20 protein-coding genes and 3 tRNA genes are annotated in these 24,168 nt (G+C 59.3%); 9 read left to right on the forward strand and 14 right to left on the reverse strand.

Annotation, left to right across the window (positions count from 1 at the left end):
• Positions 1–4: 4 nt before the first annotated feature.
• The 5 genes from RGCCGE502_RS07250 to RGCCGE502_RS07270 are packed head-to-tail and all read right to left on the reverse strand — an operon-like array spanning position 5 to position 4,945.
• Complete coding sequence (locus RGCCGE502_RS07250; RefSeq protein ID WP_016553520.1) at positions 5–298, reverse strand: helix-turn-helix domain-containing protein; 294 nt, start codon at positions 296–298, stop codon at positions 5–7.
• Positions 295–1,581, reverse strand: coding sequence for an O-antigen ligase family protein (locus RGCCGE502_RS07255; RefSeq protein WP_016553521.1), 1,287 nt, complete (start codon positions 1,579–1,581; stop codon positions 295–297). Before RGCCGE502_RS07255 ends, RGCCGE502_RS07250 begins: the two co-directional genes overlap by 4 nt.
• The gene (locus tag RGCCGE502_RS07260; protein ID WP_016553522.1) at positions 1,578–3,137 is read right to left on the reverse strand and encodes an undecaprenyl-phosphate glucose phosphotransferase; all 1,560 of its coding nucleotides are present in this window, start codon (positions 3,135–3,137) and stop codon (positions 1,578–1,580) included. Before RGCCGE502_RS07260 ends, RGCCGE502_RS07255 begins: the two co-directional genes overlap by 4 nt.
• 56 nt (positions 3,138–3,193) lie before the next feature.
• The gene (locus RGCCGE502_RS07265; protein ID WP_016553523.1) at positions 3,194–4,363 is read right to left on the reverse strand and encodes a glycosyltransferase family 4 protein; all 1,170 of its coding nucleotides are present in this window, start codon (positions 4,361–4,363) and stop codon (positions 3,194–3,196) included.
• 6 nt (positions 4,364–4,369) lie between these two features.
• Positions 4,370–4,945, reverse strand: coding sequence for a polysaccharide biosynthesis/export family protein (locus tag RGCCGE502_RS07270; protein WP_016553524.1), 576 nt, complete (start codon positions 4,943–4,945; stop codon positions 4,370–4,372).
• A gap of 193 nt (positions 4,946–5,138) precedes the next feature.
• On the opposite strand from RGCCGE502_RS07270, the gene RGCCGE502_RS07275 reads away from it, so the two are divergent.
• Positions 5,139–7,286, forward strand: coding sequence for a GumC family protein (locus tag RGCCGE502_RS07275; RefSeq protein WP_016553525.1), 2,148 nt, complete (start codon positions 5,139–5,141; stop codon positions 7,284–7,286).
• Here the strand turns inward: RGCCGE502_RS07275 and RGCCGE502_RS07280 are convergent, their stop codons facing one another.
• Together RGCCGE502_RS07280 and RGCCGE502_RS07285 are read right to left on the reverse strand one after the other, a co-directional pair.
• Complete coding sequence (locus tag RGCCGE502_RS07280) at positions 7,287–8,486, reverse strand: GNAT family N-acetyltransferase (RefSeq protein WP_016553526.1); 1,200 nt, start codon at positions 8,484–8,486, stop codon at positions 7,287–7,289. It lies immediately after the preceding gene.
• Between the two features lie 121 nt (positions 8,487–8,607).
• Positions 8,608–8,817: a DUF2842 domain-containing protein gene (locus RGCCGE502_RS07285; RefSeq protein ID WP_007801121.1), complete on the reverse strand. Its 210-nt coding sequence runs from the start codon at positions 8,815–8,817 to the stop codon at positions 8,608–8,610.
• Positions 8,818–8,930: 113 nt separating this feature from the next.
• Here RGCCGE502_RS07285 and RGCCGE502_RS07290 point away from each other — a divergent pair, with 113 nt between their 5' ends.
• Positions 8,931–10,034 (forward strand): COX15/CtaA family protein, encoded by a 1,104-nt coding sequence (locus tag RGCCGE502_RS07290; RefSeq protein ID WP_016553527.1) that lies wholly within the window; start codon positions 8,931–8,933, stop codon positions 10,032–10,034.
• A gap of 123 nt (positions 10,035–10,157) precedes the next feature.
• Positions 10,158–10,958 (forward strand): NYN domain-containing protein, encoded by an 801-nt coding sequence (locus tag RGCCGE502_RS07295; protein WP_016553528.1) that lies wholly within the window; start codon positions 10,158–10,160, stop codon positions 10,956–10,958.
• Positions 10,959–11,048: 90 nt separating this feature from the next.
• On the opposite strand, the gene RGCCGE502_RS07300 is transcribed toward RGCCGE502_RS07295, so the two are convergent.
• Positions 11,049–13,895 (reverse strand): Rne/Rng family ribonuclease, encoded by a 2,847-nt coding sequence (locus tag RGCCGE502_RS07300; RefSeq protein ID WP_016553529.1) that lies wholly within the window; start codon positions 13,893–13,895, stop codon positions 11,049–11,051.
• Between the two features lie 636 nt (positions 13,896–14,531).
• Between RGCCGE502_RS07300 and RGCCGE502_RS07305 the strand changes: the two genes are divergently transcribed.
• The 3 genes from RGCCGE502_RS07305 to prfB all read left to right on the forward strand — a co-directional run bounded on the left by RGCCGE502_RS07305 (position 14,532) and on the right by prfB (position 19,719).
• Positions 14,532–15,797, forward strand: coding sequence for an N-acetylmuramoyl-L-alanine amidase (locus RGCCGE502_RS07305; protein WP_176705678.1), 1,266 nt, complete (start codon positions 14,532–14,534; stop codon positions 15,795–15,797).
• Between the two features lie 242 nt (positions 15,798–16,039).
• On the forward strand, positions 16,040–18,487 hold the full coding sequence (locus tag RGCCGE502_RS07310) for a penicillin-binding protein 1A (RefSeq protein WP_016553531.1): 2,448 nt from the start codon (positions 16,040–16,042) through the stop codon (positions 18,485–18,487).
• Positions 18,488–18,587: 100 nt separating this feature from the next.
• Positions 18,588–19,719, forward strand: a protein-coding gene (gene prfB, locus RGCCGE502_RS07315; protein ID WP_141652299.1) for a peptide chain release factor 2 whose coding sequence is annotated in 2 segments (ribosomal slippage) — positions 18,588–18,656 and positions 18,658–19,719 — 1,131 coding nt in all. Because the reading frame shifts where the segments join, the coding sequence is not laid out codon by codon here.
• 95 nt (positions 19,720–19,814) lie between these two features.
• On the opposite strand, the gene RGCCGE502_RS07320 is transcribed toward prfB, so the two are convergent.
• Together RGCCGE502_RS07320 and RGCCGE502_RS07325 are read right to left on the reverse strand one after the other, a co-directional pair.
• Entirely contained in the window at positions 19,815–20,330 is a 516-nt protein-coding gene (locus RGCCGE502_RS07320; protein WP_016553533.1) for a hypothetical protein, read from the reverse strand.
• Positions 20,331–20,333: 3 nt separating this feature from the next.
• Entirely contained in the window at positions 20,334–21,107 is a 774-nt protein-coding gene (locus tag RGCCGE502_RS07325; RefSeq protein ID WP_016553534.1) for an NAD kinase, read from the reverse strand.
• A 197-nt stretch (positions 21,108–21,304) separates the two neighbouring features.
• Between RGCCGE502_RS07325 and RGCCGE502_RS07330 the strand changes: the two genes are divergently transcribed.
• Positions 21,305–21,380, forward strand: a tRNA-Thr gene (locus RGCCGE502_RS07330).
• Positions 21,381–21,439: 59 nt separating this feature from the next.
• On the opposite strand, the gene RGCCGE502_RS38710 is transcribed toward RGCCGE502_RS07330, so the two are convergent.
• The 3 genes from RGCCGE502_RS38710 to rlmB form a co-directional block, all read right to left on the reverse strand.
• A complete protein-coding gene (locus RGCCGE502_RS38710) occupies positions 21,440–21,574 on the reverse strand; it encodes a hypothetical protein (protein WP_280114292.1) in 135 nt (44 codons plus the stop codon).
• A gap of 74 nt (positions 21,575–21,648) precedes the next feature.
• Complete coding sequence (locus tag RGCCGE502_RS37165; protein ID WP_016553536.1) at positions 21,649–21,804, reverse strand: hypothetical protein; 156 nt, start codon at positions 21,802–21,804, stop codon at positions 21,649–21,651.
• A gap of 233 nt (positions 21,805–22,037) precedes the next feature.
• Positions 22,038–22,928: a 23S rRNA (guanosine(2251)-2'-O)-methyltransferase RlmB gene (rlmB, locus tag RGCCGE502_RS07340; protein ID WP_016553537.1), complete on the reverse strand. Its 891-nt coding sequence runs from the start codon at positions 22,926–22,928 to the stop codon at positions 22,038–22,040.
• A gap of 207 nt (positions 22,929–23,135) precedes the next feature.
• Between rlmB and RGCCGE502_RS07345 the strand changes: the two genes are divergently transcribed.
• A tRNA-Tyr gene (locus RGCCGE502_RS07345) sits at positions 23,136–23,220 on the forward strand.
• A gap of 26 nt (positions 23,221–23,246) precedes the next feature.
• Positions 23,247–23,320 (forward strand) — tRNA-Gly (locus tag RGCCGE502_RS07350).
• Between the two features lie 63 nt (positions 23,321–23,383).
• Here RGCCGE502_RS07350 and RGCCGE502_RS07355 read toward each other — a convergent pair.
• Positions 23,384–23,893, reverse strand: coding sequence for a hypothetical protein (locus RGCCGE502_RS07355; RefSeq protein ID WP_016553538.1), 510 nt, complete (start codon positions 23,891–23,893; stop codon positions 23,384–23,386).
• Between the last annotated feature and the right edge of the window lie 275 nt (positions 23,894–24,168).

A 24,168-nucleotide genomic window follows, 5' to 3' on the forward strand; every position in this document is an offset into this window, starting at 1 on the left:
CGAGCTAGTCGTCGTTTGCAGCGTTGAGGTTTTCCGGGCGGATACCCTCATCGGCTCCGGTTCGCGCTCTCAGCCTGACGCCCGGTCCACCTTCGTCGTGATTGCCACTGGCAATGAAGATGATGCCTGCCGCCTCAAGCGCTTGCTTGATCGCGAGTAGCGCATGCGGCTCGCCGTCCTGCTCGTCGCGCTCCATCGTTTCGACTGTAGCAACAGGCAGACCGGATGCGGCTGCCAGTTCCTCGATGCTCATTCCGGTCATGGCGCGGGCACCGCGCATTTGAGTCGCTGTTATCATAGATGAGAGACTAGCGCGCCGTCGCTTGTTCGCAAGCCCGATATGCGGCGCGCACCCGCAGGATTGCGCTTATGGCGCTCCTCCAGCGCCGCGCAACCCCACACGATGCCGAAAAGCAGGTAGACATGCCGCCAGTGGTCAATGTCGATGACGTTGCCGATCGCGGCATGGCCAAGCACCCCGATCCAGGCGATCATCAAATACGGCTGCCAGGGACGATCCCTGAGAAGGTTTTTGAATCCGAGATAGATCGTGCAGCAGAGCATGGCGACATAGCTGACAAAGCCGAGCCAGCCATAGCTCGTTAGCGACTTCAGCCAGATGTTATGTTCATCCTCCGGAAACATCGTACCGAAGACCAGCGGGCCGATGCCGAGGGGGCGCTCCATCATCATCGTAAAGCCGATGCGGTGACGATCGAAGCGGCCGAGGTGCTCACCATCATATTGCTGTACCAGCTGGGCTCGCGACGAGAAGAGCGCATTGACCTTCGGGAACTGCAAAGCAACGACCAGCGACGCCACCAGCAACATGATTGCGGCGAGAGACAGGATCAGGATGCGCAGGCGGAACGCTCCGCTGCGCTCCTTGAGCAGCATACAGAAGACTAGAATGACAATGCCGAGAAGGAAGAGGCCCCAGGCCGCACGCGAGAAAGACAGAAACACACCAAGCGCAAGGATCAGCAGCGCGAAGGCCTTGATCGGTGCCATTCGCAGCTTGCCGGCAAGAATGCCGTGGACGAGATAGAGCGACGGCGGGACCAAGAACGGACCAAAGACGTTCGGATCCTGGAAGGCGCCCTTGGCGCGATCGTAGAGCGTGAAAACCTCCGCCCCCGGAAAGGCGTGAAAGTAGCCGAGAATTCCAAGGAGTGACGTGAAAACGGCGGCGAATGCCCAGGCATTGAAGATCAGCGGCAGACGCCGATGGCTTTCCTCGACAATTGCCGCATAAAAGATAGCCGTCAGTGCGAGGAAACTCGAGACGGCGACATACATCGGTCCGGCCCCCAGATCCTTCATCTGCGTCAACGACAGCATGCCACCGATGTTGAAAGCAAGTAGCAGGGCCAGAAGCGGCGCTGTGAAACGCGAAATTCTGAGGCCGAGGATGAACCATATGCCGAGAAGCGCAGCCATCCAAAGTTCGTAAGGCGCCGGCTCGTTGATAACGAAGCCTGAGAGAAAGACCCCGAAGGCGACCATTGCGGAACCAATGAGGCGCAGGGTCGCCCGCTGTGGCTGAGCAACGCGCGAATGTGTCGCCTCGACCGCGCTCAATAGGCGTTTTCCGTGTTGAACAGCCGGAAAGGCGTGAGAAAGAGGATCTTCAGGTCGAACCACAGCGACCAGTTCTCGATGTAGTAGAGGTCATAGGCCGTGCGGAACTTGATCTTGTCGTCATGGTCGACCTCTCCCCGCCAGCCATTGATCTGCGCCCAGCCGGTGACGCCTGGCTTCACACGATGGCGGGCGAAGTAGCCCTCCACGACCTCACCGAAAGGACGATCCTTCGCCTGGGCAAGCACGGCATGCGGACGCGGCCCGACAAGCGACAGATCGCCCGTCAGCACGTTGAAAAGCTGGGGCAGCTCGTCGATCGAACTCTTGCGGATGAAGCGTCCGACTGGCGTGACGCGCGGATCGCCTTTGGTGACGGCGGCGCGGCCGGTGGGATCGCCCTTGTCGGCGTACATCGACCGGAATTTGAAGATGTTGATGATCTCGTTGTTGAAGCCGTGGCGTTTCTGTCTGAAGAAGACAGGCCCCTTGGACGTCAGCTTGATGGCAATTGCGGTTGCCAGCATGATTGGCCAGAGAAACGCCAACGCGAGCAGTGCAAAGAAAATGTCGAAACAGCGCTTGGCGACCGAGTCCCAGTCGCGGATCGGTTTGTTGAAGATGTCGAGCATCGGGACGGAGCCGATGCGGGAATAGGCGCGGGGACGGAAACGCAGTCGATTGGCGTGGGCGGCCAGCCGGATATCGACGGGTAGCACCCAGAGCTTTTTCAACAGTTGCAGGATACGGGCCTCCGCGCTCAGCGGAAGGGAAATGATCAGCATATCGATGCGCGTGATGCGGACGAACTCGACGAGTTCGGCGACCGTTCCAAGCTTCGGATAGCCGGCGACCATGATCGGTGACCGTTTCTCGCCGCGGTCGTCGAAAATACCGCAGATCCGGATGTCATTGTCGGCTTGTTGTTCGAGGACGCGGATCAACTCCTTTGCCGGTTCTCCGCCACCGACGATCACCGCACGACGCTCCATGACGCCGTTGCGCGACCAGTTGCGAATGCCATAGGCGATCAGGAAGCGAGCGGCGAGCAGGAAGATTGCACCGGTAACGAACCAGGCGATGTAAGCCTGCACCTGTAGCCATCCGACATTTCCAAAGAGCACACTGGCTGCCGTGCCGATCACGAAGACCAACGTCCACACCGCAAAGACGCGGGGGAGCAGTCGCATACGGGTGCGTAGTGCCGGGATGGAATAGGTATCAGCAGTCTGGAGTCCAAAGACAAGCAAAGCCGCAATAGCAGCGGCGGCGGTGGCGCGCGCTGAAAGGGTCTCCGCGCCGCCCCCGGGCCAGAGAAGACAGACAAGCAAGCCGATCAGAAACTGCGACACAAATTCGAACAGTCGGAGCTGGCCGATGATGATGGCCGGCGAGCGGTTTCCGGCCCTGAATTGCTCGGCGATCTGGCGGGCATAGGTGTTGATCGGCTCCGGCCGAACCTTCTGATCCGCGTCTTCGCCACGCCGATTGATGTCAGAAACCTGCTTGCGCAGCGCTTCCAGATCAAACTGATCGCTTTTCTCTGCCTTGTTCATGAGGCTACCGCCGCTGGTTGTCAAAACGGCATTAGCAGAAAGCCCCTAAGAAACTTTTACGAAGCAACCGCAACAGCTTGCTTGGATTCGGAATCGAGCAGGTCGTGGTACAGTTTCAGGACATGGTTGGCCATAACCGAGGCCGAAAAGACCGATTTGACCCGCTCCGTCGAGGGCATGGCCGCATCGTGCCAGCCGGGGATGCGAATTGCATCCGCCATGACGCGTGCAAGGTCGTCGGCATCCTCGGGGTTGACAAGGGCGGGGCTGTCTTTTCCCAAAGCCTCAGGAATACCGCCGACGCGCGTGGCAATGATCGTCTTGCCGGCACCCAGGCCCTCGAGCACGATGTAGGGCATGGCTTCCGCCCGAGACGGCACAACGAGATTTTGGGACATGGCAAAAGCCTGTTGAACGCGCATTGCCGGCAGCATGCTGATCCGCTTGCCCAAGCCACGCTCGATCATCATATCGCGGTACCTGTCGCGATCCGGTCCGTCGCCGATCATCACGGCAGACAGCGGACGACCGAGGATGCGCTCGGCTTTCGCGAAGGCTTCCACAAAGAGATCGGGACCCTTAAGGTCCCGAAGCATGCCGACATAGATGTAGTGGACAGCATCCGAACGGGTCGGGATGAGCTCGAAGTCCCGCTCAGCGATCCCATTGTAGATCAGTCGGGTTTCTGTTCGCGGTCGCCCGACCTTCTTCGTGTAGGAATCACGCTCGTATTCGCAGATGAAGACGAGGGCGTCGGTGAAATACTCCTGCAAGCGCTCCATGCGGAGCACAAATTGCCCGACGAACGATCTGCGGGAATAATGCAGGCTCCCGCCATGCGCAGTATAGAGGCGGGCTACGCGATACCTGTTCACCCGCAGGGCTGAGCCGGCAAGCCGCGCGAGCACACCGCCTTTGGCGCCGTGACCGTGCAGCACATCCGGCCGCAAACTTTTGATGTTCTTGTACGTATCCCAGATCACCCCGACGTCGGAGAGGCTGACGTGCCGCCGCATCGGCATGCGCGTCAGTCCCATCGACAGAAAGGGACGAATCTCGTCGAACAGGCGATCTTCGTGCGCGCCGCCTGTCGAGCTGTCGCAGAGGATGCCAACCTCGTGTCCCGCCTTGCTGTGCTCTATTACCAGGTCGCGGACATGGCGGAAGATTCCGCCGACGGGAGACCTGAAGCAATGGAGGATACGGAGGGGGCGCTGTTCGGTCATCGAGAATCAGAACAGTCGTTCACGAACGTAGATCGTGTCACCGGCAATGATCGCCGAAGATATGTTGACGCGACCGGTCAGTACCTGCCCGTTGATCTTGCGGGTCACGTCGACGGCGCCCTGATTGGCGCGTGAGCTGAAGCCGCCAGCAACGGCGACGGCGTTCTGCACCGTCATCCCGGGGACGTAGGCATATTGGCCGGACTGGCCGACTTCCCCCATAACGAAGATCGAGCGGTAGCGGTCGACATCGATCGTGACATCGGGATCGCGCAGGTAGCCTTGCCGGAGTTTCTGGGCAATCTGGCCCGAAAGTTGCTGCAGTGTCCGCCCGCGAGCCGGCACCTGGCCAACAAGCGGGAAGGCGATGTAACCAGCCTGGTCGATCGTGTAGGTGTTGGTCATGCTCGGCTGATCAAACACGGTAATGCGCAGCCGGTCGCCGCTGTCCAGTGAATAGGGCTGGATCGTCGCCTGGTTGAAAGCCTGAGGCGCCGGCTTGTAGCTGTTGCAGCCGCTCAGGACCGCGGTCGTGGCGGCGAGGCTCAGAGCCATCAGGAACTTGGGCTGTGCGAAAGGCATCGCGTCTGCTCGTAGAAAAAACGAATTCGGTCTCAGCCGTTATCAATCCGTTAGGGTTAATGGTCGGTAAAAACCGCCGATCTTTTTGGCGTCGATGAGAGCGACGTGTCGCCGGAATGCGGGAGAAAGCATTAACCGTTGGGTTACTATAGTCATTTACCCTCGCGGCCACGTTTGTTCTTGGAGTACAAGCATGTCCGGCGTATCGGGTAATCAGGATGTGGACATCGATCTCGGGCAATTGGTCCGCGCCGTTTGGGCACGCAGGCTGAAGGTTCTGGCAATCACCGCGTTGGGGGCAGGGATCGCCTTCACGGGCGCAAAGATGATCTCGCCGAAGTACCGAAGCGAAACGCGCATCCTGATCGAGCCGCGCGCACCGGCCTTCGCCAATGCGCAGGCAGCCGATGCCAATGCGGGTCCATTGTTGGACGAACTCAACATTGCGAGCCAGGTGCAGCTACTCCAGTCGGCGGACCTCATCAAGCAGGTCATCAATAGCCAGAAGCTATATGATCTGCCGGAATTCGATGCGGCCGCGAACGGCTCGGCGCTGACAGATATTCTAGTGGCTCTCCACCTCAAGAAAAATCCATATGAAAATCCCCCCGAAGAACGCGTGATCGACGCGTTCACGGAGAGGCTGCAGGTCTATCAGGTTCCGGGGTCGCGCGTAATCGGCATCACCTTCACGTCGAAGGATCCGAAGCTTGCGGCAGTGATCCCGAACGCGATGGCGGCGGTCTACCTTGCGACCCAGAGCGGCGCGAAACTAGCCTCGAACTCCGAGGCAACACGCTGGCTGGAACCAGAGATCCAAAACCTCCGCCAGAAGGTAAATGACGCCGAGCAAAAGGTTGCCGAATATCGTGCCGAGCACGGCCTGTTGCCAACCAACGGTGGGGCGAATTTTCCAACGCAACAATTGAACGATATTTCGGCGGAGCTGACCCGCGTCCGCGGAGATCGTGCCAATGCCGAGGCGCGCGCCCAGTCGGTGCGCAATGCTCTCTCGGCCGGCGAGGCATCCGATACGTTACAGGACATCATGTCGTCTCAGTCCATGCAGCGGTTGAAGAGCACGGAGTCGGGACTGCAGTCGCAGATCTCAGACCTGCAGACATCGTTGCTCAACAACCACCCGCGTCTGAAGAGCCTTCGCGCCCAGCTTTCGGATATCAAGGCGCAGATCCGGCAGGAAACGCAGAAAATCCTGGCGAGCATTGAGAACGAAGCGAAGGTCTCCGCCGTCCGCCAAAAGGAACTGGAACAGCAGGCCGACAAGCTCAAGGCCAACAGCGCGCAGGCCGGCGAAGACGAAGTCGGTCTCAACGCCTTGACGCGTGAAGCCGCGGCTCAGCGCCAGCTTTTGGAGACCTACCTGTCTCGATATCGCGAGGCGGCGTCGCGTGCCGACAAGAATTCGAGCCCGGCCGACGCTCGCGTTGTGTCAAAGGCCATCCAACCTGTCGACCCCTATTTCCCGAAGCTTGTGCCGATCGTCATTGTCGCTGCCTTGGCGACTCTTATCATGACCTCGATCGCGATCATGCTCGCCGAACTCTTCAGCGGGCGGGCACTCCGTCCGGTGCCGTCTCCTGAGGAGGACGCGAGCGAGGAAACCGACGAACCGACAGCAACGACGAGTGTTCTCCCGAAGCGGATCGCTACGCCGAGCCTGCTGGCAACGCCCGCAAACGATGAGCCGGCGGCCGAAACGGAAGAGGATGAACCGGTTGTCGAGGCGAGCGAGTTCTCGATCGCATCTGTGTCCGACTACCTTCGCGGCAGCAGGGCGCCTCTGGCAATTGCCATTTCACCAACCGGTGACGACGGATCCGCGGCGACCGTATCACTTGCCCGCAAGTTGGCGGAGGATGGCTCGCGTGTCATTCTGGTCGACATGACAGGCTCTGGCCTGCCGACCGACCTAATGGCCGAAGATCGAAGCATGCTTGGCATAACCGACTTGCTGTGCGGGGATGCGGCCTTTGGGGACACGATCCACGGCGATAGTCGCTCTGACGCACACTTCATTCCGCAGGGGATCAGCGATCCGCATCGGGCAATGCGCGGCGCCGCTCGTCTCTCGCTTCTTCTGGACGCTCTGGTCTCGGCCTACGATTTGGTGATCGTGGAATGCGGCGCCGCTGATGTCGCCGGCGTTTCACGCCTGACGCAAAGCAAGGACGTCGAAATCATCCTGTCGATGCCCGAGATCGTCGAACAGGAGTTCGTCACGGCCATGACCGAGTTCGAAGCGGCAGGCTACGAACGTGTGGTACTGATGTCCGATGGTAGCGAGCCTATCGAAAGTGCGCTGTCACAGCGTGCCGCCTGATCAAACACGGATTGCCCGGCGTATGCGTTGTGCAACGCGGTAAATCTTCGCGTGAGACTTGATGAAGGCTTTGCCTCTCGTGATCGCTCGATGCACCACACCACCGACACTACCCCTTAGGGAAAGCGGCAGAACGAGGTCGTAGTGCTCGGTTTCCACAGGCGCCCAGGAGCGCTTGTAGCCCTGGTCGCCAAGGCCGAAGTCGAACAGGCTGACACCCTTGCCGTGCTGACCGGCGATCATCTGCCAGAATAGGAACTCGCCGGGGCTTGCCTCTGCCGCCACATTCTCATCGATCGCGCTGAACTGGCAGATGACGTGGTCTCCCTTGCGCGAAATACCGGCGATCGCGGCGAGATGGCCATCACGCTCACCCTTCAAGCGGATCGCGTGCATCTCCAATCCCACCATGGAGTTCTCGCGGTCGCGGATGTCGATTGCGCTATGCAGGAAGGTTTTCGTTGCCTGATCTGCAAACACGTCCGGCAGGCCGAGTGCCTGAAACCGCTCGCTCTTCTGTGTGAAGAAACGATCGAGCAACTTATGTTGTTCATCCGCTGTGCCGCCGGCGACATAATCGAATCCGCCGAGCGCCTCCAGGCGTCTCAGTTGGGTTCGGAACTTCTTGCGCCGTCCCTTCGCATTCAACTGTTGGAGCGTTGCTTCCATATTCTCAAAAAGGGGAAGCTGGTAGGCATGGTTCTGGTTTTGCACCATCGGCAACAACGCCAAGGGATTACGGCGGCCACGCCATTCCAGCGGAATGTTCTGCAGCAACAGAAGATCGGCGCGCCCAATCAGCGCGTGACGCAGCAGCCGCGCGAACTTTTCCGGCTCGAGATCCTTGGCCAGTTCTGTGAAGCGCGTTGTAAAAAGACCGGTGTTTATATTGCTGTGATCGGCACCGATGAACCTCGCTGTGCGAAACCCATGAAACCTGTTGATTTCCACTGGCAGAATGAATGCTGTTTCCGCGCCAAGCCTGCCCCAGACGATCGACAACGGGTTCGCATGGGCTTTGGCCCAGGACATGCACCAGTCGATGCCCTGATGCAGGGAATTCAGGTTGTCGCGATCGAGTTCCCGCCAACGCACTTCCAGTGGTGCCAAGCTGTCCAAGACGGTGATCTCTAGTTCGCCTCCGTCGGATTCCGCTGAATGATGCGCTCTATCTGGAACAGGAAGCGTTTGCGCCTGCACGGTCTCTCTCCGGTCTGACTTGCCGCAGCGGAGAATAGGGCGGTGAGACATCCAATTCGTTTATGACCCGCGGTGCGCCGTCCTTTCCGCGGATCACGGTTATCCTGACGTTAACGGCAGCTCACTGCTGCTTCGGTCCGGCCATCCATTTGATGATGACCATGGCGGGGAGCACCCACAGCAGGCCGGTCAGGAAAAAGTACAGGAGTTGCCCCCACCACGGCGCGTTGCCGAGCGTTGCAACGGCAATCGTGTTTGCGAGCACCGCATAGGCGAGTACGAGCACGACGATCAGGATCGTACCGATAAATTTGCGGAGGCGGACTGGCATCAAATATCTTTCGCAGTGGTGTTCGGATTGCCGCGACGGCATGCCGCAAAGGTTCAGGGCTTGTTTTGCATGAGCTGCTCAGGCAAATCAACTGCCGGAAGTAAGGAGCAGCCATGGCCATCGCGAACTTGAGCACAGAACAGCAGATCCTGCGCGAGATCCGCCGGCAGGACGGCAATCGCCGCGCTGTCCGCATCTGGTTGGGCTTCGTGCTCCTGGCACTGTTCTGCCTGGTAATCGTCGGGGGTGCCACCAGGCTAACGAATTCGGGCCTGTCGATAACTGAGTGGAAGCCCATCCACGGCGTCATTCCGCCTCTGAACGCCGCCCAATGGGAAGAGGAATTCAAACTCTACCAGCGCATTCCCGAGTACGAGCAGATGAACAGCGGCATGACCGTTGACGAATTCAAGGGCATCTTTTGGTGGGAGTGGGCACACCGGCTGATCGCGCGCGGCATTGGTGTCATCTTTGCATTGCCGCTGATTTATTTCTGGATCACGGGAAGGGTGGAGAGACGGCTGCGCTGGCCTCTCTTCGGGATCCTAATACTGGGCGGTCTACAGGGCGCGATCGGCTGGTGGATGGTATCCTCGGGGCTTTCGGTCCGGACCGACGTCAGCCAATACCGGCTCGCCACGCACCTTGTGATGGCCTGTCTGATCTTCGCCTCCTGCATGTGGATCATGCGGGGGCTGTCGCCACATTCCGACGACCCGGCGCCCACGCCGAGCTCGCATGTCTGGGCGGGCGCAATCGCGGCGTTTGCGCTATTCCAGATCTACCTCGGCGCACTCGTCGCCGGCCTCGATGCCGGCTTTACCTACAATACTTGGCCGTTGATGGACGGTGCCCTCGTGCCCTCCGACCTGTTGATACAGCAACCGGCCTGGATCAATTTCTTCGAGAACCCAAAGACGGTGCAGTTCGTTCATCGACTGGGCGCCTACACCCTTTTTGCGCTGACGCTTGTCAACATGATCATTGCCCTGACCGCTGCGCCGTCCACGACCCATGCTCGGCGCGCCGTCGTCCTGTTTGCACTGGTGACGATACAGGCGGCGATTGGAATCGCTACCTTGTTGCTGGAGGTCCCGCTTCATTGGGGGCTGCTGCATCAAGCAGGAGCGCTGGTGGTTTTTGGTTTCGCGATCGCCAACTGGCGGGGTTTCTGCGGAGAGTATCCGCGAGAGACCATGATTTCCGAACGGGAGTGAAACGCGCTGCCAGGATCTGTGACGGTCGACGTGTCATTTACCAACTTTATTACTAATAGTTGCAGGCAGTAATCGGCTGGTTGATGCTGGGCGCCGGTCTATCACGAGAGACTGGAGCTATGAATGCCCGAGCGCCGTACGCCGCGACTTGCCGTGCTTATTGATGCTGATAACACTTCTGCAAAAATCGCCGCCGGCTTGTTCGAAGCGATCGCCACGCTCGGCGAGGCAAGCGTTCGGCGCATTTATGGCGACTTCGCCAGTTCCTGCTCAAAAGCGTGGAACGACGTGCTGGTGCGACATGCGATAATCCCTCAACAGCAATTCGCATACACCACAGGCAAGAACGCTTCCGATATTGCGCTTGTCATTGATGCCATGGATCTGCTGCACACCGGGCGCTTCGATGGGTTTTGTCTTGTTTCCTCGGACAGCGATTTCACCCGATTGGCCTCGCGAATCCGTGAGCAAGGCCTCGATGTTTTCGGGTTTGGTACGCAGAAGGCCCCTGAGAGTTTCCGTCACGCTTGCCGTAGATTTATCTATACTGAGAACCTAGTGGCCACGGTCCCATCAAACGGTACTGAGGCAACGCAAGCGCCCTCGCTCCGCCAGCCGAGTGCAGCGACGCCCGTTATCAAGAAGGTCATTGCTCAGATGGAGAGTAAAGATGGATGGGTATCGCTCAGTGCAGTCGGAGCGCAACTCGCAAATCTGGCGTCGGACTTCGATCCGCGGACATATGGCTCACGGAAGCTGAGCGATCTGGTCAAGAAGACGAATTCATTCGACATAGATCATGTGGATGGGAAGCCGCTCCGCATGCGGACGAAATCGGCAGTTGCCGACAAAAAAAACGGACACTTGGGCGCAACTGTGCCGTCAAAAGGCCATATCGCATCCAACGATGCTCCCTCGCGATAACGCAACCAATGCATCGAGCGCGCGGTTGACATTAAAAATCCGGCTGCGTCGCCGCAGCCGGACCGTATTACTTATTACCGAATATCCATCTTAGAAAAAACCGCGGCGCTGCCACCAGCCAGCTTTCTTCGGCTTGTCGCTTTCGCCCTCCGCAGCATCGCCGCGGGTCGACTTAACCGTTGGTTCGGACGAGGAGATGTTCGACTCTCTATTGGCGCGGACAGGCTTTGCTTCCTCTGCGGCCGGCGTTGCGAGGTCTGCGGCCGCGGCCTCGACTTCAACATCGGCCTCGACAGCCGGTGTCGTCTCCGCTGCAACTTCCACAACAGGCTCTTCGACTGGCGATGCCTTGCGGCTGCGACGTGCGCGCTTCGGCTTCACGTCCTCGGTAACCGACGCGCTCGTCTCGACGGCGGCCATCGCCGGCTGAGCCTCGACGGCTTCTTCGGCGGCAACCTCGATGACTTCGGCGGCGGTCACTTCGGTCTCGCCCTCTCCAGCATCGTCACTTGCCAGTTCGGCCTCAGAACCCGCCTGCTCGCCGCCGTCCTCGCGGTTGCGGCGACCGCCGCGCTTGCCACGACGACGGCGCTTGCGGCGCTGGCTCTCATCACCTTCTTCACGCGCCTCAGAGGTGGCAGCAACGCTCTCGTCGCCTTCATCCTCGTCATCACCGTCGGTCAGGTCGCCTTCTTCCTCAGCATCGGCCGAGGTGTTGTCAGCGGCTACCGCTTCGCCATTACCGTTGCGGCCCCGACGCCGGCGGCGGCGCTTACGCTTGCGGCCTTCGCCATCACCTTCGGTGCGCTGTGCCGGACGTTCGGCTGCAGCCGGCTTGGCCTCCAGTTCTTCTTCTTCCTCCTCGTCGACTTCGACAACGATATCGTCGTCCTCGTCATCGGGGATGGCGGCAAAGTTGAACAGGCTCTCGATCTTGACCGGGTTCTCGACCGGCTCGCCACGGTCGATCGCAAAGTGCTGCGACCCAACCGAGCCGTCTGCATCGACGATGATTGCGACGCCGAAGCGGACTTCGTAGTCGACGATCGTCTGGCGCTTGTGGTTGAGCAAGTAGAGCGCAATGTCAGGCGTTGTGCGAACCGTGATGTCATGCGTGGTGTTCTTCAGCAGGTATTCCTCGATGCCGCGCAGGACGTGCAGCGCAACGGAAGACTGCGAACGAACGTGACCGGTGCCGCCGCAATGCGAGCAGACCTGCGTCGTCGATTCGAGAACGGAAGCGCGGATGCGCTGGCGCGACATTTCCAGAAGGCCGAAGTGGGAGATGCGACCGACCTGAATGCGGGCACGGTCGTTCTTCAGGCATTCCTTCAACTTCTTCTCGACAGCGCGGTTGTTGCGCTTTTCTTCCATGTCGATGAAGTCGATGACGATCAGGCCGGCAAGGTCGCGCAGGCGAAGCTGGCGGGCGATTTCTTCTGCTGCTTCGAGGTTCGTCTGGAGCGCGGTATCTTCGATCGAGTGCTCGCGCGTTGAACGGCCGGAGTTGACGTCGATCGAAACCAGCGCTTCCGTCTGGTTCATGATCAGATAGCCGCCGGACTTCAGGGTCACCTGTGGCTGCAGCATGCGATCGAGCTGCGCCTCGATACCAGAACGCGAGAAGATCGGGTGGATGTCGCGGTACGGCTGAACCACCTTGGCGTGGCTCGGCATCAGCATCTTCATGAAGTCTTTCGCTTCACGATAACCTTCTTCGCCGGCAACGATGATCTCGCTGATATCCTTGTTGTAGAGATCGCGGATCGAGCGCTTGATGAGCGAGCCTTCCTCGTAGACGAGGCAGGGAGCGGTTGATTGCAGCGTCAGGGTTCGGACGTTTTCCCATAAGCGCATCAGGTATTCGAAGTCGCGCTTGACCTCGACCTTGGTGCGGTTTGCACCGGCGGTGCGCAGGATGACGCCCATGCCCTGCGGCACTTCGAGCATACGCGCGATTTCTTTCAGGCGCTTGCGATCCTGCGGATTGGTGATCTTGCGGGAGATGCCGCCGCCACGCGCCGTGTTCGGCATGAGGACGGAGTAACGACCGGCCAGCGACAGATAGGTCGTCAGGGCAGCACCCTTGTTGCCACGCTCTTCCTTCGCCACCTGCACCAGCAGGATCTGGCGGCGCTTGATGACTTCTTGGATGCGATACTGCTTGCGCGGCTTGCGCTGGACGCGATCCGGGACTTCTTCCATGGCGTCTTCGGCGCCGACAGATTCGATCACTTCCTCTTCGTGGTCGTGATCGTCGTCATCGTCATCGTCGCTGCGACGGCGGGCGTCGACCTCTTCGGAGATCGAGTCGGTTTCGACCATCGCGGCCATCTGGTTACCAGAGGAACCTTCGTCGTCGTTGTCGGCGGCCGCTTCGCTCGCAGGCTCGTCGCTTGCAGGCGCTTCAACCGCAGGCGCTGCCTTCTTGCGGCTGCGGCGGGGCTTTGCCTTCTTGGCTGGTGCTTCCTCGGCAACTTCCGCAACGGCCTCGACCGTCTCGGTTGCTGCGGCAGGGTCTACTTCAGTAGCTGCTTCGGCTGCCGGCGTTTCGGCGACCGCCGCTGCGACGCCAACGTCAGGCTGTTCCTGAGTGGAGAGATCGACCGGCGCCGTCTCGACATGTTCGACGTCGTCGTCGCGGCGGTGCTCTTCGGCTTCGGCGCGAAGCAGGGCCTGACGATCGGCAAGCGGGATCTGGTAGTAGTCGGGGTGGATTTCGGCAAAGGCCAGGAAGCCGTGCCGGTTGCCGCCGTAATCAACGAAGGCGGCCTGCAGCGAGGGTTCAACCCTCGTTACCTTTGCGAGGTAGATGTTGCCGCGGATTTGCTTCTTGTGCTGTGACTCGAAGTCAAATTCTTCTATGCGGTTTCCGCGAACGACAACAACGCGCGTCTCTTCCTCGTGAGACGCGTCGATAAGCATCTTGTCTGCCATGTAAGGTGTGCTCCTCGGCGCGGCCGAACGTCGGCATCCCCCAGTGTCGAAGAGACAGAGGAAGTGCGGCTCGTCGTTGCAGCGCCGGATAATGAAAGTCGCGATTGGTGCGGTGTGGAAAGCAGCAGCCAGACAGCAGCGGGGGAGACGTTCTCCCGGGGCCTGTAGACTTCAGATAAAACCTGCTGCGACACCATCAAAGACCAAGCGAGATCAACAAAACTAAGACCTTGTTCAGGTCCGATGAGTTTGCTCTCTCTGTAAAGAGCGGTTGGTGGCTATCCCACCGATGAAGTTCCCGCATACGCAGGAAAATTCAGGATCCAATTTCGAGTGGAAACACATAAGACGGCGGACGATTGCCGGTTGTGGCGCCAGTTCCCTTGCGGTTTGGCTGCCGTGCAGGCGACTCTATCCCGTCAGCACTTCTACCCTAAAAATCCTTGTATGTTTTCTCTGTCACAATAGCAAGGGAAAAGCCAAATGTGCCATAATATTGATGGATTTTGGAAGGCATACAAAATCGGGGATTAAGGGCGCCGATTCGGCTCCATGGCCGCGAACGGCGCCGATACCGGCGAATTCGCGTTTACCGGGAGAACTTGATCGGAATGATATTTAAGGTGTGGCGGTCGATTGTTTAAGAGGGTACGATCCGCGTCGGTGATATCCGGATGGCGGAAAACGAGTTTTGCTGGCGCGGTGGCCGTTGTCGCGGCCGCAATGGCCTTTGCATTTCCTCCACCGGCACGAGCAAGCGAGATGACAAAGGTCGATCCACTGCTCGCCTATGGCGCCCGCATCATCGGCGATGACGCCCGGACTCGCATTGTTATCGACTTCGATCGCGCCCCGGATTTTTCGATCCATTACATCGCCAATCCCGAACGCGTGGTGATCGATCTTCCGGCGACAGCTTTCGGCTTCCCGGCGGGCGATCTCGAGGCGAGGGGCCTTTTCAAGGACATCCGTTACGGAAAGATGGATGAGGACAGCGCCCGCATCGTGCTGACGGCCAAAAAGCCAGTGAAGCTGGAAATGGCCAAGGTCCAGGCGGATGAAGATGGCAAGGGGCATCGCCTGATCCTCGATGCCGCGATGACGGACAAGGACAAGTTCGCTGACCTCGTCAAGGCTCAATCATGGAGCGATCCTTCGCCCCAACCGACTACAGGCGCAATTCCGGCGCCTGAGAAGCCGGTTAGCGGCGATTTCATTATCGCTGTCGATGCCGGTCACGGAGGGATCGATACCGGCGCAATTGGCGTCGATACCAAGACGCAAGAGAAAGACGTAACGCTCGCTTTTGCCAAGGCACTGGCCGATCGACTGAATCGGGAGACTGGCATCAAGGCGTTTCTGACCAGAAGTGACGACTCGTTCCTGTCGCTATCCGAGCGCGTGGAGATTGCCCGCCAAAACCACGCAGGGCTGTTCATTTCGATGCACGCTGATACCTTGAAGCAGAAGGACATTCGCGGCGCGACGGTCTACACGATTTCCGACAAGGCCTCGGACAAGCTTGCAGCCGATCTCGCCGACCGCGAAAATCTTTCAGACCAGATTGCCGGCAAGGAGACCGTGGCCGAACCTCCTGAGGTCGCGGATATTCTCCTGGATCTGACGCGCCGCGAAACACAGGCTTTTTCGATTTCCTTGGCGGAGAGTGTACTCACGTCCTTCAAGGATCAGGTGGGGACAATCAACAATCCTCATCGCCATGCCGGTTTCCGCGTTCTGCAGGCGCCGGATGTCCCGTCTGTCCTACTGGAATTGGGCTTCCTTTCTAACAAGGACGACGAAAAACTCCTGCTTGATGATGCGTGGCGGGGAAGGATGGCAGATCTGCTGACGGAGGCAGTCAAACACTACCGCACGGCGATGGTTGCAAATGGTGGCTGATTGCGGCCGTGGCGCAGATGTGACACTTGCTGGGGTAACGCGATTTCAATGTGGGAATAGCGCTTCAAGGCCCTATTTTACTCACATTCACGCCGTTACTCAGCCTTGTGTTTCCATCGATGAAACTGAATTGGCTTGTGGCGAAAACGCTCATGGAGTAAGTCGCCCAACGTGCAAGATGCCCGATCCCTGCGATTATTACGCTCGCGCCGATCGATGATTGAGATACCGGTAGCTTAAATATGATTAGACTTCTTGGATATTTCTTCGGAGTGGCTTGCGTCCTGTTCCTGGGCGTAGCGGCTATTGTTGCCGTTTATTTGGCAACCGTCACGAAGGATCTTCCGGACTACGCAGTGCTGAGCAGCTACGAGCCACCGGTAACGACCCGCGTCCATGCAGGCAACGGCGCGCTGATGGCAGAGTACGCCAAGGAGCGTAGACTGTTCCTGCCGATCCAGGCAGTCCCCGATCGCGTCAAGGCTGCCTTCCTGTCTGCTGAAGACAAGAATTTCTATCAGCATCCCGGCATCGACGTGACCGGCTTTGCCCGCGCAGTGGTCGCCTATCTGACCGGCGGTCCGACCCAGGGCGGCTCGACCATTACCCAACAGGTCGCCAAGAACTTCCTGCTTTCCAGCGAGCAGACGATGGAGCGTAAGGCGAAGGAAGCGATCCTCTCCTTCCGTATCGAGCAGGCCTACAGCAAGGACAAGATCCTCGAACTGTACCTGAACGAGATCTTCTTCGGTCTGAACTCCTATGGCATTGCCAGCGCGTCGCTCACCTATTTCAATAAGTCGGTGAACGAACTGACGATCGCTGATGCGGCCTATCTTGCGTCGCTGCCAAAGGGGCCGGCCAATTATCATCCCTTCCGTCATCCCGAAGCAGCGGTCACCCGCCGCAACTGGGTCATCGATCGCATGGTCGAGAACGGCTATGTCAGCCAGTCCGATGGCGCCGAAGCCAAGAAGCAGCCCCTTGGCGTCACCGGTCGCAGCAGCGGTCCCTCGCTCTTCGCATCTGGCTATTTTGCCGAGGCAGTCCGTCGCCAGCTGATCGAGCAGTACGGCGAGAAGATGCTGTACGAAGGTGGCCTGTCAGTCCGCACGTCGTTTGATCCCGAGCTACAGGTCTTCGCCCGCAAAGCCCTTCAGGATGGTCTGACGAATTATGACGAGCGCCGTGGCTTCCATGGTCCGATCAAGCAGATCGACACTGCGGCCGATTGGGGCAAGGCGCTTACCGATATTCCGGCACTGACGGATGTCCCCGAATGGCAATTGGCTGTTGTGCTGGCTGTCTCGGACGACAGCGTCGACATCGGCCTGCAGCCCCCCAAGGACGGCGCGGGCAAGATTCCTTCCGAGCGCGAGCGCGGGATCATCGAGGCCAAGAACCTGCAGTGGGCATATCGCTCCGCTACTGGCCGGAAGACGGCGAAGTCGCCCGAAGGGGTCCTCTCCGCCGGTGACGTCGTCTATGTCGAGCGGCTGGGTGCCGAGGGCTCCAATTCTTACCGGCTTCGCCAGCCGCCAAAGGTCGAGGGCGGCCTGGTGGCGATGGATCCGAAAACGGGTCGCGTGCTTGCCATGGTCGGCGGCTTCTCCTATGCGCAATCGGAATTCAACCGTGCCACCCAGGCGATGCGCCAGCCGGGATCGTCCTTCAAGCCTTTCGTATACGCGGCGGCCATGGACAACGGCTACACGCCGGCCTCGGTCGTCAGCGACGATCCACTCTCGATCCAGACGGGCAATGGCCAGGTATGGGCGCCAGATAACTACGAAGGCGAGGGCGGTGGCGCCAACACGCTTCGCTTCGCCATCGAGCACTCGCGCAACCGCATGACGGTTCGCCTCGCCAACGACCTCGGCATGAATGTCGTTGCCGAATACGCTGAGCGCTTTGGCATCTACGATCACATGATGCCGGTTCTCGCCATGTCCTTGGGTTCCGGCGAGACGACGGTGCTGCGCATGGTGTCGGCCTATTCGGTCATCGCCAATGGCGGCAAGCAGATCAAGCCGACACTGGTTGACCGCATTCAGGACCGCTACGGGCGCACGATCTTCAAGCATGAGGAACGCGTTTGCGAGGGCTGCAACGCCAGCGACTGGCAAAATCAGGATGAACCCAACGTCGTCGACAATCGCGAAACCGTTCTGGACCCGATGACCTCATACCAGATCACCTCGATGCTGCAGGGTGTCATCCAGCGTGGCACTGCAGCCGGCAAGATTGATCTCGGCGGTCGTGATGTCGCGGGCAAGACCGGGACGACCAACGACGAGAAGGACGCGTGGTTCGTCGGATTCACCCCGGACCTCGTCGCCGGCCTCTACATCGGCTTCGACTCGCCTTCGACACTTGGTCGTGGCGGCACCGGCGGCTCGCTATCGGCGCCGATCTTCAATGAATTCATGCAGACGGCCGTCAAGGACATGCCTGAGTCGAAATTCGTTATTCCTGCCGGGATGAACCTCATCCCAATCGACCGCAAGACCGGGATGGCAGCCGCGCAGGGTGATCCGAATACAATTATCGAAGCCTTCAAGCCCGGCACCGGTCCTGCCGACAGTCTGTCGGTCATCGGGATGGACAACGCTATGGCACCTGAAGAGATTCTGCGGACCTCTCCGCAAGCCAATCAGGCAGTTCAGTCCGGCGCCGGCGGCCTTTACTAAGTCTTCCCTCGAACTCTTGTGGCGGCTGCGGCTCTTTACATCCGCGGCCGCCACAATTATCTGACGGGCAACCTTCGTAACAACGCAAAGAAGCAGGAAAATGCGAGCGGAAATCCAGAACGTGGTCGATGAAACCAAGCAGGCTATCACCCTGCTGAGGAGGCATCTTTGACTGGGACCAGGCGGTAAGACGACTGGACTGGTTGAACAACAAGGCAGAGGATCCGACCCTCTGGAACGATGCGCAGGAAGCACAGAAGCTGATGCGCGAACGCCAGCAGCTGGATGACGGAATCAATGGCGTGAAGCAGCTCGAGCAGGAGCTGACCGACAATATCGAGCTCATCGAGATGGGTGAGGAAGAGGGCGACGAAAGCGTCGTCAAGGACGCCGAAGATGCCCTCAAGGGATTGAAGGCCGAGGCTGCCCGGCGTCAGGTCGAAGCGATGCTTTCGGGCGAAGCCGACAGCAACGACAGCTATCTGGAAGTTCATTCCGGCGCAGGCGGCACGGAAAGCCAGGACTGGGCCAACATGCTTCTGCGCATGTACACGCGCTGGGCCGAGCGTTCGAAGTTCAAGGTTGAGCTTCTCGAAGTCCACGACGGCGAAGAAGCGGGCATCAAGTCCGCAACGCTGCTGGTGAAGGGTCACAACGCCTATGGTTGGCTGAAGACCGAGTCGGGCGTTCACCGCCTCGTGCGCATCTCGCCCTATGACAGCAATGCGCGTCGCCACACCTCCTTCTCGTCGATCTGGGTTTATCCGGTGGTCGACGACTCGATCAACATCGAGATCAATGAAAGCGATTGCCGCATCGATACCTACCGTTCATCGGGAGCGGGTGGTCAGCACGTTAACACGACCGACTCGGCCGTGCGTATCACGCACATTCCGACCGGTATCGTCGTCGCCTGCCAGCAGGAGCGCTCGCAGCACAAGAACCGCGCCAAGGCCTGGGACATGCTGCGTGCCCGCATGTACGAGGCGGAGTTGAAGAAGCGCGAAGAAGCGGCAAACGCAGAAGCGGCGTCCAAGACCGACATTGGCTGGGGACACCAGATCCGTTCGTACGTCTTGCAACCATATCAGTTGGTCAAGGACCTGCGCACCGGCGTGGCAAGCACAGCACCAGGCGACGTGTTGGACGGTGAACTCGACGAGTTCATGGAAGCAGCTCTTGCGCACCGCATCAGCGGCAAGCCGGACGCGGTCGTCGACGACGTTGACTGATTACCCTTAAGCGGATTTGAGAAGGCCTCGAAAGAGGCCTTTTTCATCGGCAAAGCCAGTTGGCTTGGGGGGCCGCGACGTTCAGCGGCAAAGTGTTAGTTGCTTGCCTTCCCGACAGTGACCTCACCAAATTCGTCGATGACGACCGTCCAGGTCTCCGATTCCGCATCCGGATCGGTCTTCAGATAGACCATTGCGAAAAGGCCGGGCTCCTTGAGCATTCCGGAGGAGTTTTCTGGCCGGATGTCGGTGACATATGGCTTTAGCTCGTTGAGTTCTTGCAATTCAACCGTCGAGGCGATCGCCGGCGCGCCGTCCCCTTGCTCGATCTGTTGTAGGTAGATCTTGGCCGTGCGGTCGGATTGCCGGACCGCAAACAGTTTGTAGTAACCATGGCGCGGCTTGGCTGTCGCGGGACTTGATGCCGTCGGCTGAGGTGCTGACGGTACCCGCTGAACGGCAGGCGCGGTGCCGTCGTCTTCCCAGTAACCCGTGCTGGTCGCAAATATGATCGAAGCCGGCAGGATCGGATCATCCGCCGCCGCGGGTTGAGCGTAGAGCGAGGATACTGTGAGCAGCAATGCACAAAGCGTCGTTGGTCGCAGCCCCATCTCTCAGTCCTCAAACTGTTCGGCAAGAATACGATCGGACCATGAGCGATCAGGATCGGAAAGAATGCGTGCCGTGGTATGTTCCGACTGAGCGATGCGAATGTGAAGCACCGATTTCACTTCGGTATTGTCGGCAACTGCGTTCACCGGGCGCTTCTCCGCCTCGAGAATATGGATATCGACCGTCACCTTGTTCGGCAAAAGCGCACCGCGCCAACGCCGCGGCCGAAACGCGCTGACGGGGGTCATCGCCAGCAGCGGCGCGTCAAGCGGCAGGATCGGGCCATGGGCGGAGAGGTTGTACGCCGTCGAACCCGCTGGCGTTGCCACCATCAGGCCGTCACAGATGAGCTCGTCAAGGCGAACGACGCCATCGACCTCAACCCGAAGCTTGGCGGCCTGGTAAGACTGACGGAACAATGACACTTCGTTGATGGCAAGTGCTGTTGAATTCGAGCCGTCCGAATTCGCGGTCGTCATCTGCAACGGGTGAAATGCGTTTTCGACGGCCGCACAGATTCGATCCTGAAGTCTTTCCGTTCGGTATTCGTTCATCAGGAAGCCGACCGAACCGCGATTCATGCCGTAAACAAGCTTGCCCGAGTTCATTGTACCGTGCAGCGTCTGCAGCATGAAGCCGTCGCCACCAAGGGCGACGATAACGTCGGACTCGTCGGGGGACACGTCGCCATAAATGCGAACCAGTTCTTCCCGCGCTGCCAGCGCCTCGGTCGCCGAGGAGGCAAGGAAGGAAAGCGTCTGAAATGAACGGCCCATGGAGTTCCCTTTTCTGATCTCGGCCTAGCTAAATGATTGCAAGCCCGCCCGACAAGGCGTTTTATGTCACTAGCCGTTCGCCGGAGCGCCCGCGCGCGTTCAGACGTCAACACTCATGGTGACACCGCGCCGATGAAATGAGGATGGCGCCGATTTCTTCTTTACAGGACGGCAGAATCTGGTACTTGGCAGGCGTTGCCCTTGTAGCTCAGTTGGTAGAGCACCTGATTTGTAATCAGGGGGTCGCGGGTTCGAACCCTGCCGGGGGCACCATCCTTCTCTGATAGAGCATAGTTGTTCCCTGTCCACGAGGCGGCGGCGCTTTTGCAGCTTTAATTCTGATCTGTCTGTCGCACGCTGGCCTGCAGCTTGGCGCCGGGGCTTTGTCCAGCTCCTGAGGGCGTCAGGACGACGATGCTCAGAACGGAGGCAATCATCAAAACAATGACAGCGATCATCACCCGCACGTGTCTCTCCTTGAAAATCGTGCGTGGCAAACGCCGGAGATCGATCTGCGGTTCCGCGGCGATCAATCCGGCAATTACTCTGCGGGCGCAGGAATAGGGCGCTCGGGCGCCGGTGCAAGCGGAGCGGGTTGGTGGATTGGTTGCGACTTGTCGATCCAAGCAATGCTGAGGATGAGGGCGACGAATGCAGCGACGAAGAGAGTGCCGACAATGAGGGAGCGGACAGCCATATGGAATACGTTCCTCCTGTTCAAGTGCGGGAAGCTATAGAGGACGGCAGAGTCAAATCCGAGGCGAGGGAGGTTTTTCTGATCAGGCGCAATGATTTGCCACCTCTCCTCGGCCGTCGCGCATTCTCCGGTCGGTGACAAGCCGAAAGTCGCGCGCACTCGCGGTCACTGTCAGCGAAGCGGACCGATCGAGCTGGACACGGCGCTACCTTCGCCGCTCCGCCGCTATCGCATCATGCTTTCAGATGCAGCCGCGCCGCATAGAGCGCGATCGCCGCTGCATTCGAGACATTTAAAGATTTGATGGCGCCTGGCATGTCTAACCGCGCAAGTGCGCTCACGGTTTCGCGCGTCTTTTGCCTCAGCCCCTTGCCTTCGGAGCCCAATACCAACGCCACCTTGTCACCCGAGAATGTACCCTCGAGCGGAGCCGGGCCCTCCGAATCAAGGCCGATCGTGAAGAAGCCGAGCTTGTGTAGTTCGCCGAGCGCGTCCGCAAGGTTGGTGATTTGGATATAGGGGATGAGTTCCAGCGCGCCTGAAGCTGACTTCGCCAATACGCCCGATTCGGTCGGGCTGTGGCGCTGCGTGGTGATGACGGCGCCTGCATTGAAGGCCACTGCGGAGCGCATGATGGCACCGACATTGTGCGGATCGGTTACCTGGTCGAGCACGAGCAGCAGAGGACTGTCCCTCAGCGCTTCCAGCCGGCGGACCGGCAGGGGCCGCGTTTCCAGCATGACGCCCTGGTGGATTGCATCCGGGCCGAGGAGCTTGTCGATATCATGCGGGGCGACGATCTCAACGGGGATGCCGAGGGAATCGGCATCGATCTCAAGGCGGGCGAGCGCGTTCTGTGTCACCGACAGCTTGACATTCTTGCGCTCCTTGTTGTCGAGCGCGGCACGAACCGTATGAAGACCGTAAAGATAGACCTGCTCGGGCGCGAGCGTCGGTGGCTTCCAGTCTTCTGCGCCGCGCCGGCGTTTCTGTGGCGGCGGTGTCGGAATCTCGCCGCGTTCGCGCTTGCTGTCGCGATGCGCACGGCGCAGGGTTGCGTAATGCGTGTCCTTGGCGGACTTCTCGTCAGTGGGCTTGCCACCGGTTTTCTTGTCTTTGCTCATGCGGCTTTATAGCGAGGGCGCTTCTTTCCGCATAGGATTTCTTTCAGGAGCCCGGCTTTCCGCGGTCGATGAAATTTTTCACATTTTTTCCATCGTCATCGTGTTGACATGCGGAAATCGTCCGGTCATATACGCGGCGCAGACCGAGGGGCGGCAACGCTTCGAAAGTCTGACGAGCTTGGTCTCACGATCCGGACGAAAAAAACTGGAGAGATGCCCGAGTGGTTAAAGGGGACGGACTGTAAATCCGTTGGCTCAGCCTACGTTGGTTCAAATCCAACTCTCTCCACCATTCGTCATTGGATCGGATACCACCCCGCGGGTATAGCTCAATGGTAGAGCAGCAGCCTTCCAAGCTGAATACGCGGGTTCGATTCCCGCTACCCGCTCCAGATCTCCCAAAGTCTTGATAGTCATTGGACGTATTTGCGCGCGACGCGCCGTTGCGAGCGCCGCTAGCCCCAGAGCAGTACAAATGGCGAGGCCAGCGCGATAACGCCGGCAATCGTCCAGCGCCTCTGTCCGTCGGCGCTCAGGTCTTCCCTTGAAAGCCACATGCGGACGGCAATGAAGCCGATGGCGATGATCGCGCTGTAGATGACCGCGCGCAGCAGGATCGACCAGCCGCCGCCGAAGAGACCGATGGCGATGCCGAAGCCGGCCAGAGCGCCGAGGATGCCGTATCCCACGTCGAACATCAGGGCTGTGGTGGCCGAAAGCGGCGTCAGCATCTTTGGGAAGGCGATCGCGAATGCGGCGGTGAGCAGCCATATGGCAACGATTGCCTGCAGTGTTGATGAGTTGACGATAGAGGTTGCCAGGGCCGGAAGACGCTCAGGCGAGGACAGCCGCAGTACCTGTGCGACCCAGTCAATCGAAGCCGCAAGAATCCACAAGATGAATGCGCAGCCTGCAAAGATCAGAAAGTTGCCTGCGGATCGTTTCGCAATTTCCTTAGGTTCCATGCCCAATCTCCAGATAGTGCTTCCCCGCCAGAACGGCAAATGAAGTAGTATCATATCCTTGGCTGCGCTGCGCCCGCTCTTCGCGAATATCTCCTCACTGCCATCTGCAGTAGATATTGCCGAATGCATGCCCGCTTCCCATATGCGCCGGCATACGGGGAATCGGGCTAGGAATTCGGTCCGCAATTAGGTCTTGCGCAATTTCCCCGAAAGCCTTAAACGGCGGCACTAAACCGGTTCGCCGGGGTCATCCATTTCGTTCACAGGAAGCATTC

Source organism: Rhizobium grahamii CCGE 502, from assembly GCF_000298315.2.
In the GTDB taxonomy this organism is placed as follows: Bacteria; Pseudomonadota; Alphaproteobacteria; order Rhizobiales; family Rhizobiaceae; genus Rhizobium; species Rhizobium grahamii.

Excerpts from the sequence above, each read along its gene's own strand:
- RGCCGE502_RS07250 (WP_016553520.1), bottom strand. The coding sequence starts at position 298 with ATGATAACAGCGACTCAAATGCGCGGTGCCCGCGCCATGACCGGAATG.
- RGCCGE502_RS07260 (WP_016553522.1), bottom strand. The coding sequence starts at position 3,137 with ATGAACAAGGCAGAGAAAAGCGATCAGTTTGATCTGGAAGCGCTGCGC.
- RGCCGE502_RS07265 (WP_016553523.1), bottom strand. The coding sequence starts at position 4,363 with ATGACCGAACAGCGCCCCCTCCGTATCCTCCATTGCTTCAGGTCTCCC.
- RGCCGE502_RS07270 (WP_016553524.1), bottom strand. The coding sequence starts at position 4,945 with ATGCCTTTCGCACAGCCCAAGTTCCTGATGGCTCTGAGCCTCGCCGCC.
- RGCCGE502_RS07275 (WP_016553525.1), top strand. The coding sequence starts at position 5,139 with ATGTCCGGCGTATCGGGTAATCAGGATGTGGACATCGATCTCGGGCAA.
- RGCCGE502_RS07285 (WP_007801121.1), bottom strand. The coding sequence starts at position 8,817 with ATGCCAGTCCGCCTCCGCAAATTTATCGGTACGATCCTGATCGTCGTG.
- RGCCGE502_RS07290 (WP_016553527.1), top strand. The coding sequence starts at position 8,931 with ATGGCCATCGCGAACTTGAGCACAGAACAGCAGATCCTGCGCGAGATC.
- RGCCGE502_RS07295 (WP_016553528.1), top strand. The coding sequence starts at position 10,158 with ATGCCCGAGCGCCGTACGCCGCGACTTGCCGTGCTTATTGATGCTGAT.
- RGCCGE502_RS07300 (WP_016553529.1), bottom strand. The coding sequence starts at position 13,895 with ATGGCAGACAAGATGCTTATCGACGCGTCTCACGAGGAAGAGACGCGC.
- RGCCGE502_RS07310 (WP_016553531.1), top strand. The coding sequence starts at position 16,040 with ATGATTAGACTTCTTGGATATTTCTTCGGAGTGGCTTGCGTCCTGTTC.
- RGCCGE502_RS07320 (WP_016553533.1), bottom strand. The coding sequence starts at position 20,330 with ATGGGGCTGCGACCAACGACGCTTTGTGCATTGCTGCTCACAGTATCC.
- RGCCGE502_RS07325 (WP_016553534.1), bottom strand. The coding sequence starts at position 21,107 with ATGGGCCGTTCATTTCAGACGCTTTCCTTCCTTGCCTCCTCGGCGACC.
- RGCCGE502_RS37165 (WP_016553536.1), bottom strand. The coding sequence starts at position 21,804 with ATGGCTGTCCGCTCCCTCATTGTCGGCACTCTCTTCGTCGCTGCATTC.
- rlmB (WP_016553537.1), bottom strand. The coding sequence starts at position 22,928 with ATGAGCAAAGACAAGAAAACCGGTGGCAAGCCCACTGACGAGAAGTCC.
- RGCCGE502_RS07355 (WP_016553538.1), bottom strand. The coding sequence starts at position 23,893 with ATGGAACCTAAGGAAATTGCGAAACGATCCGCAGGCAACTTTCTGATC.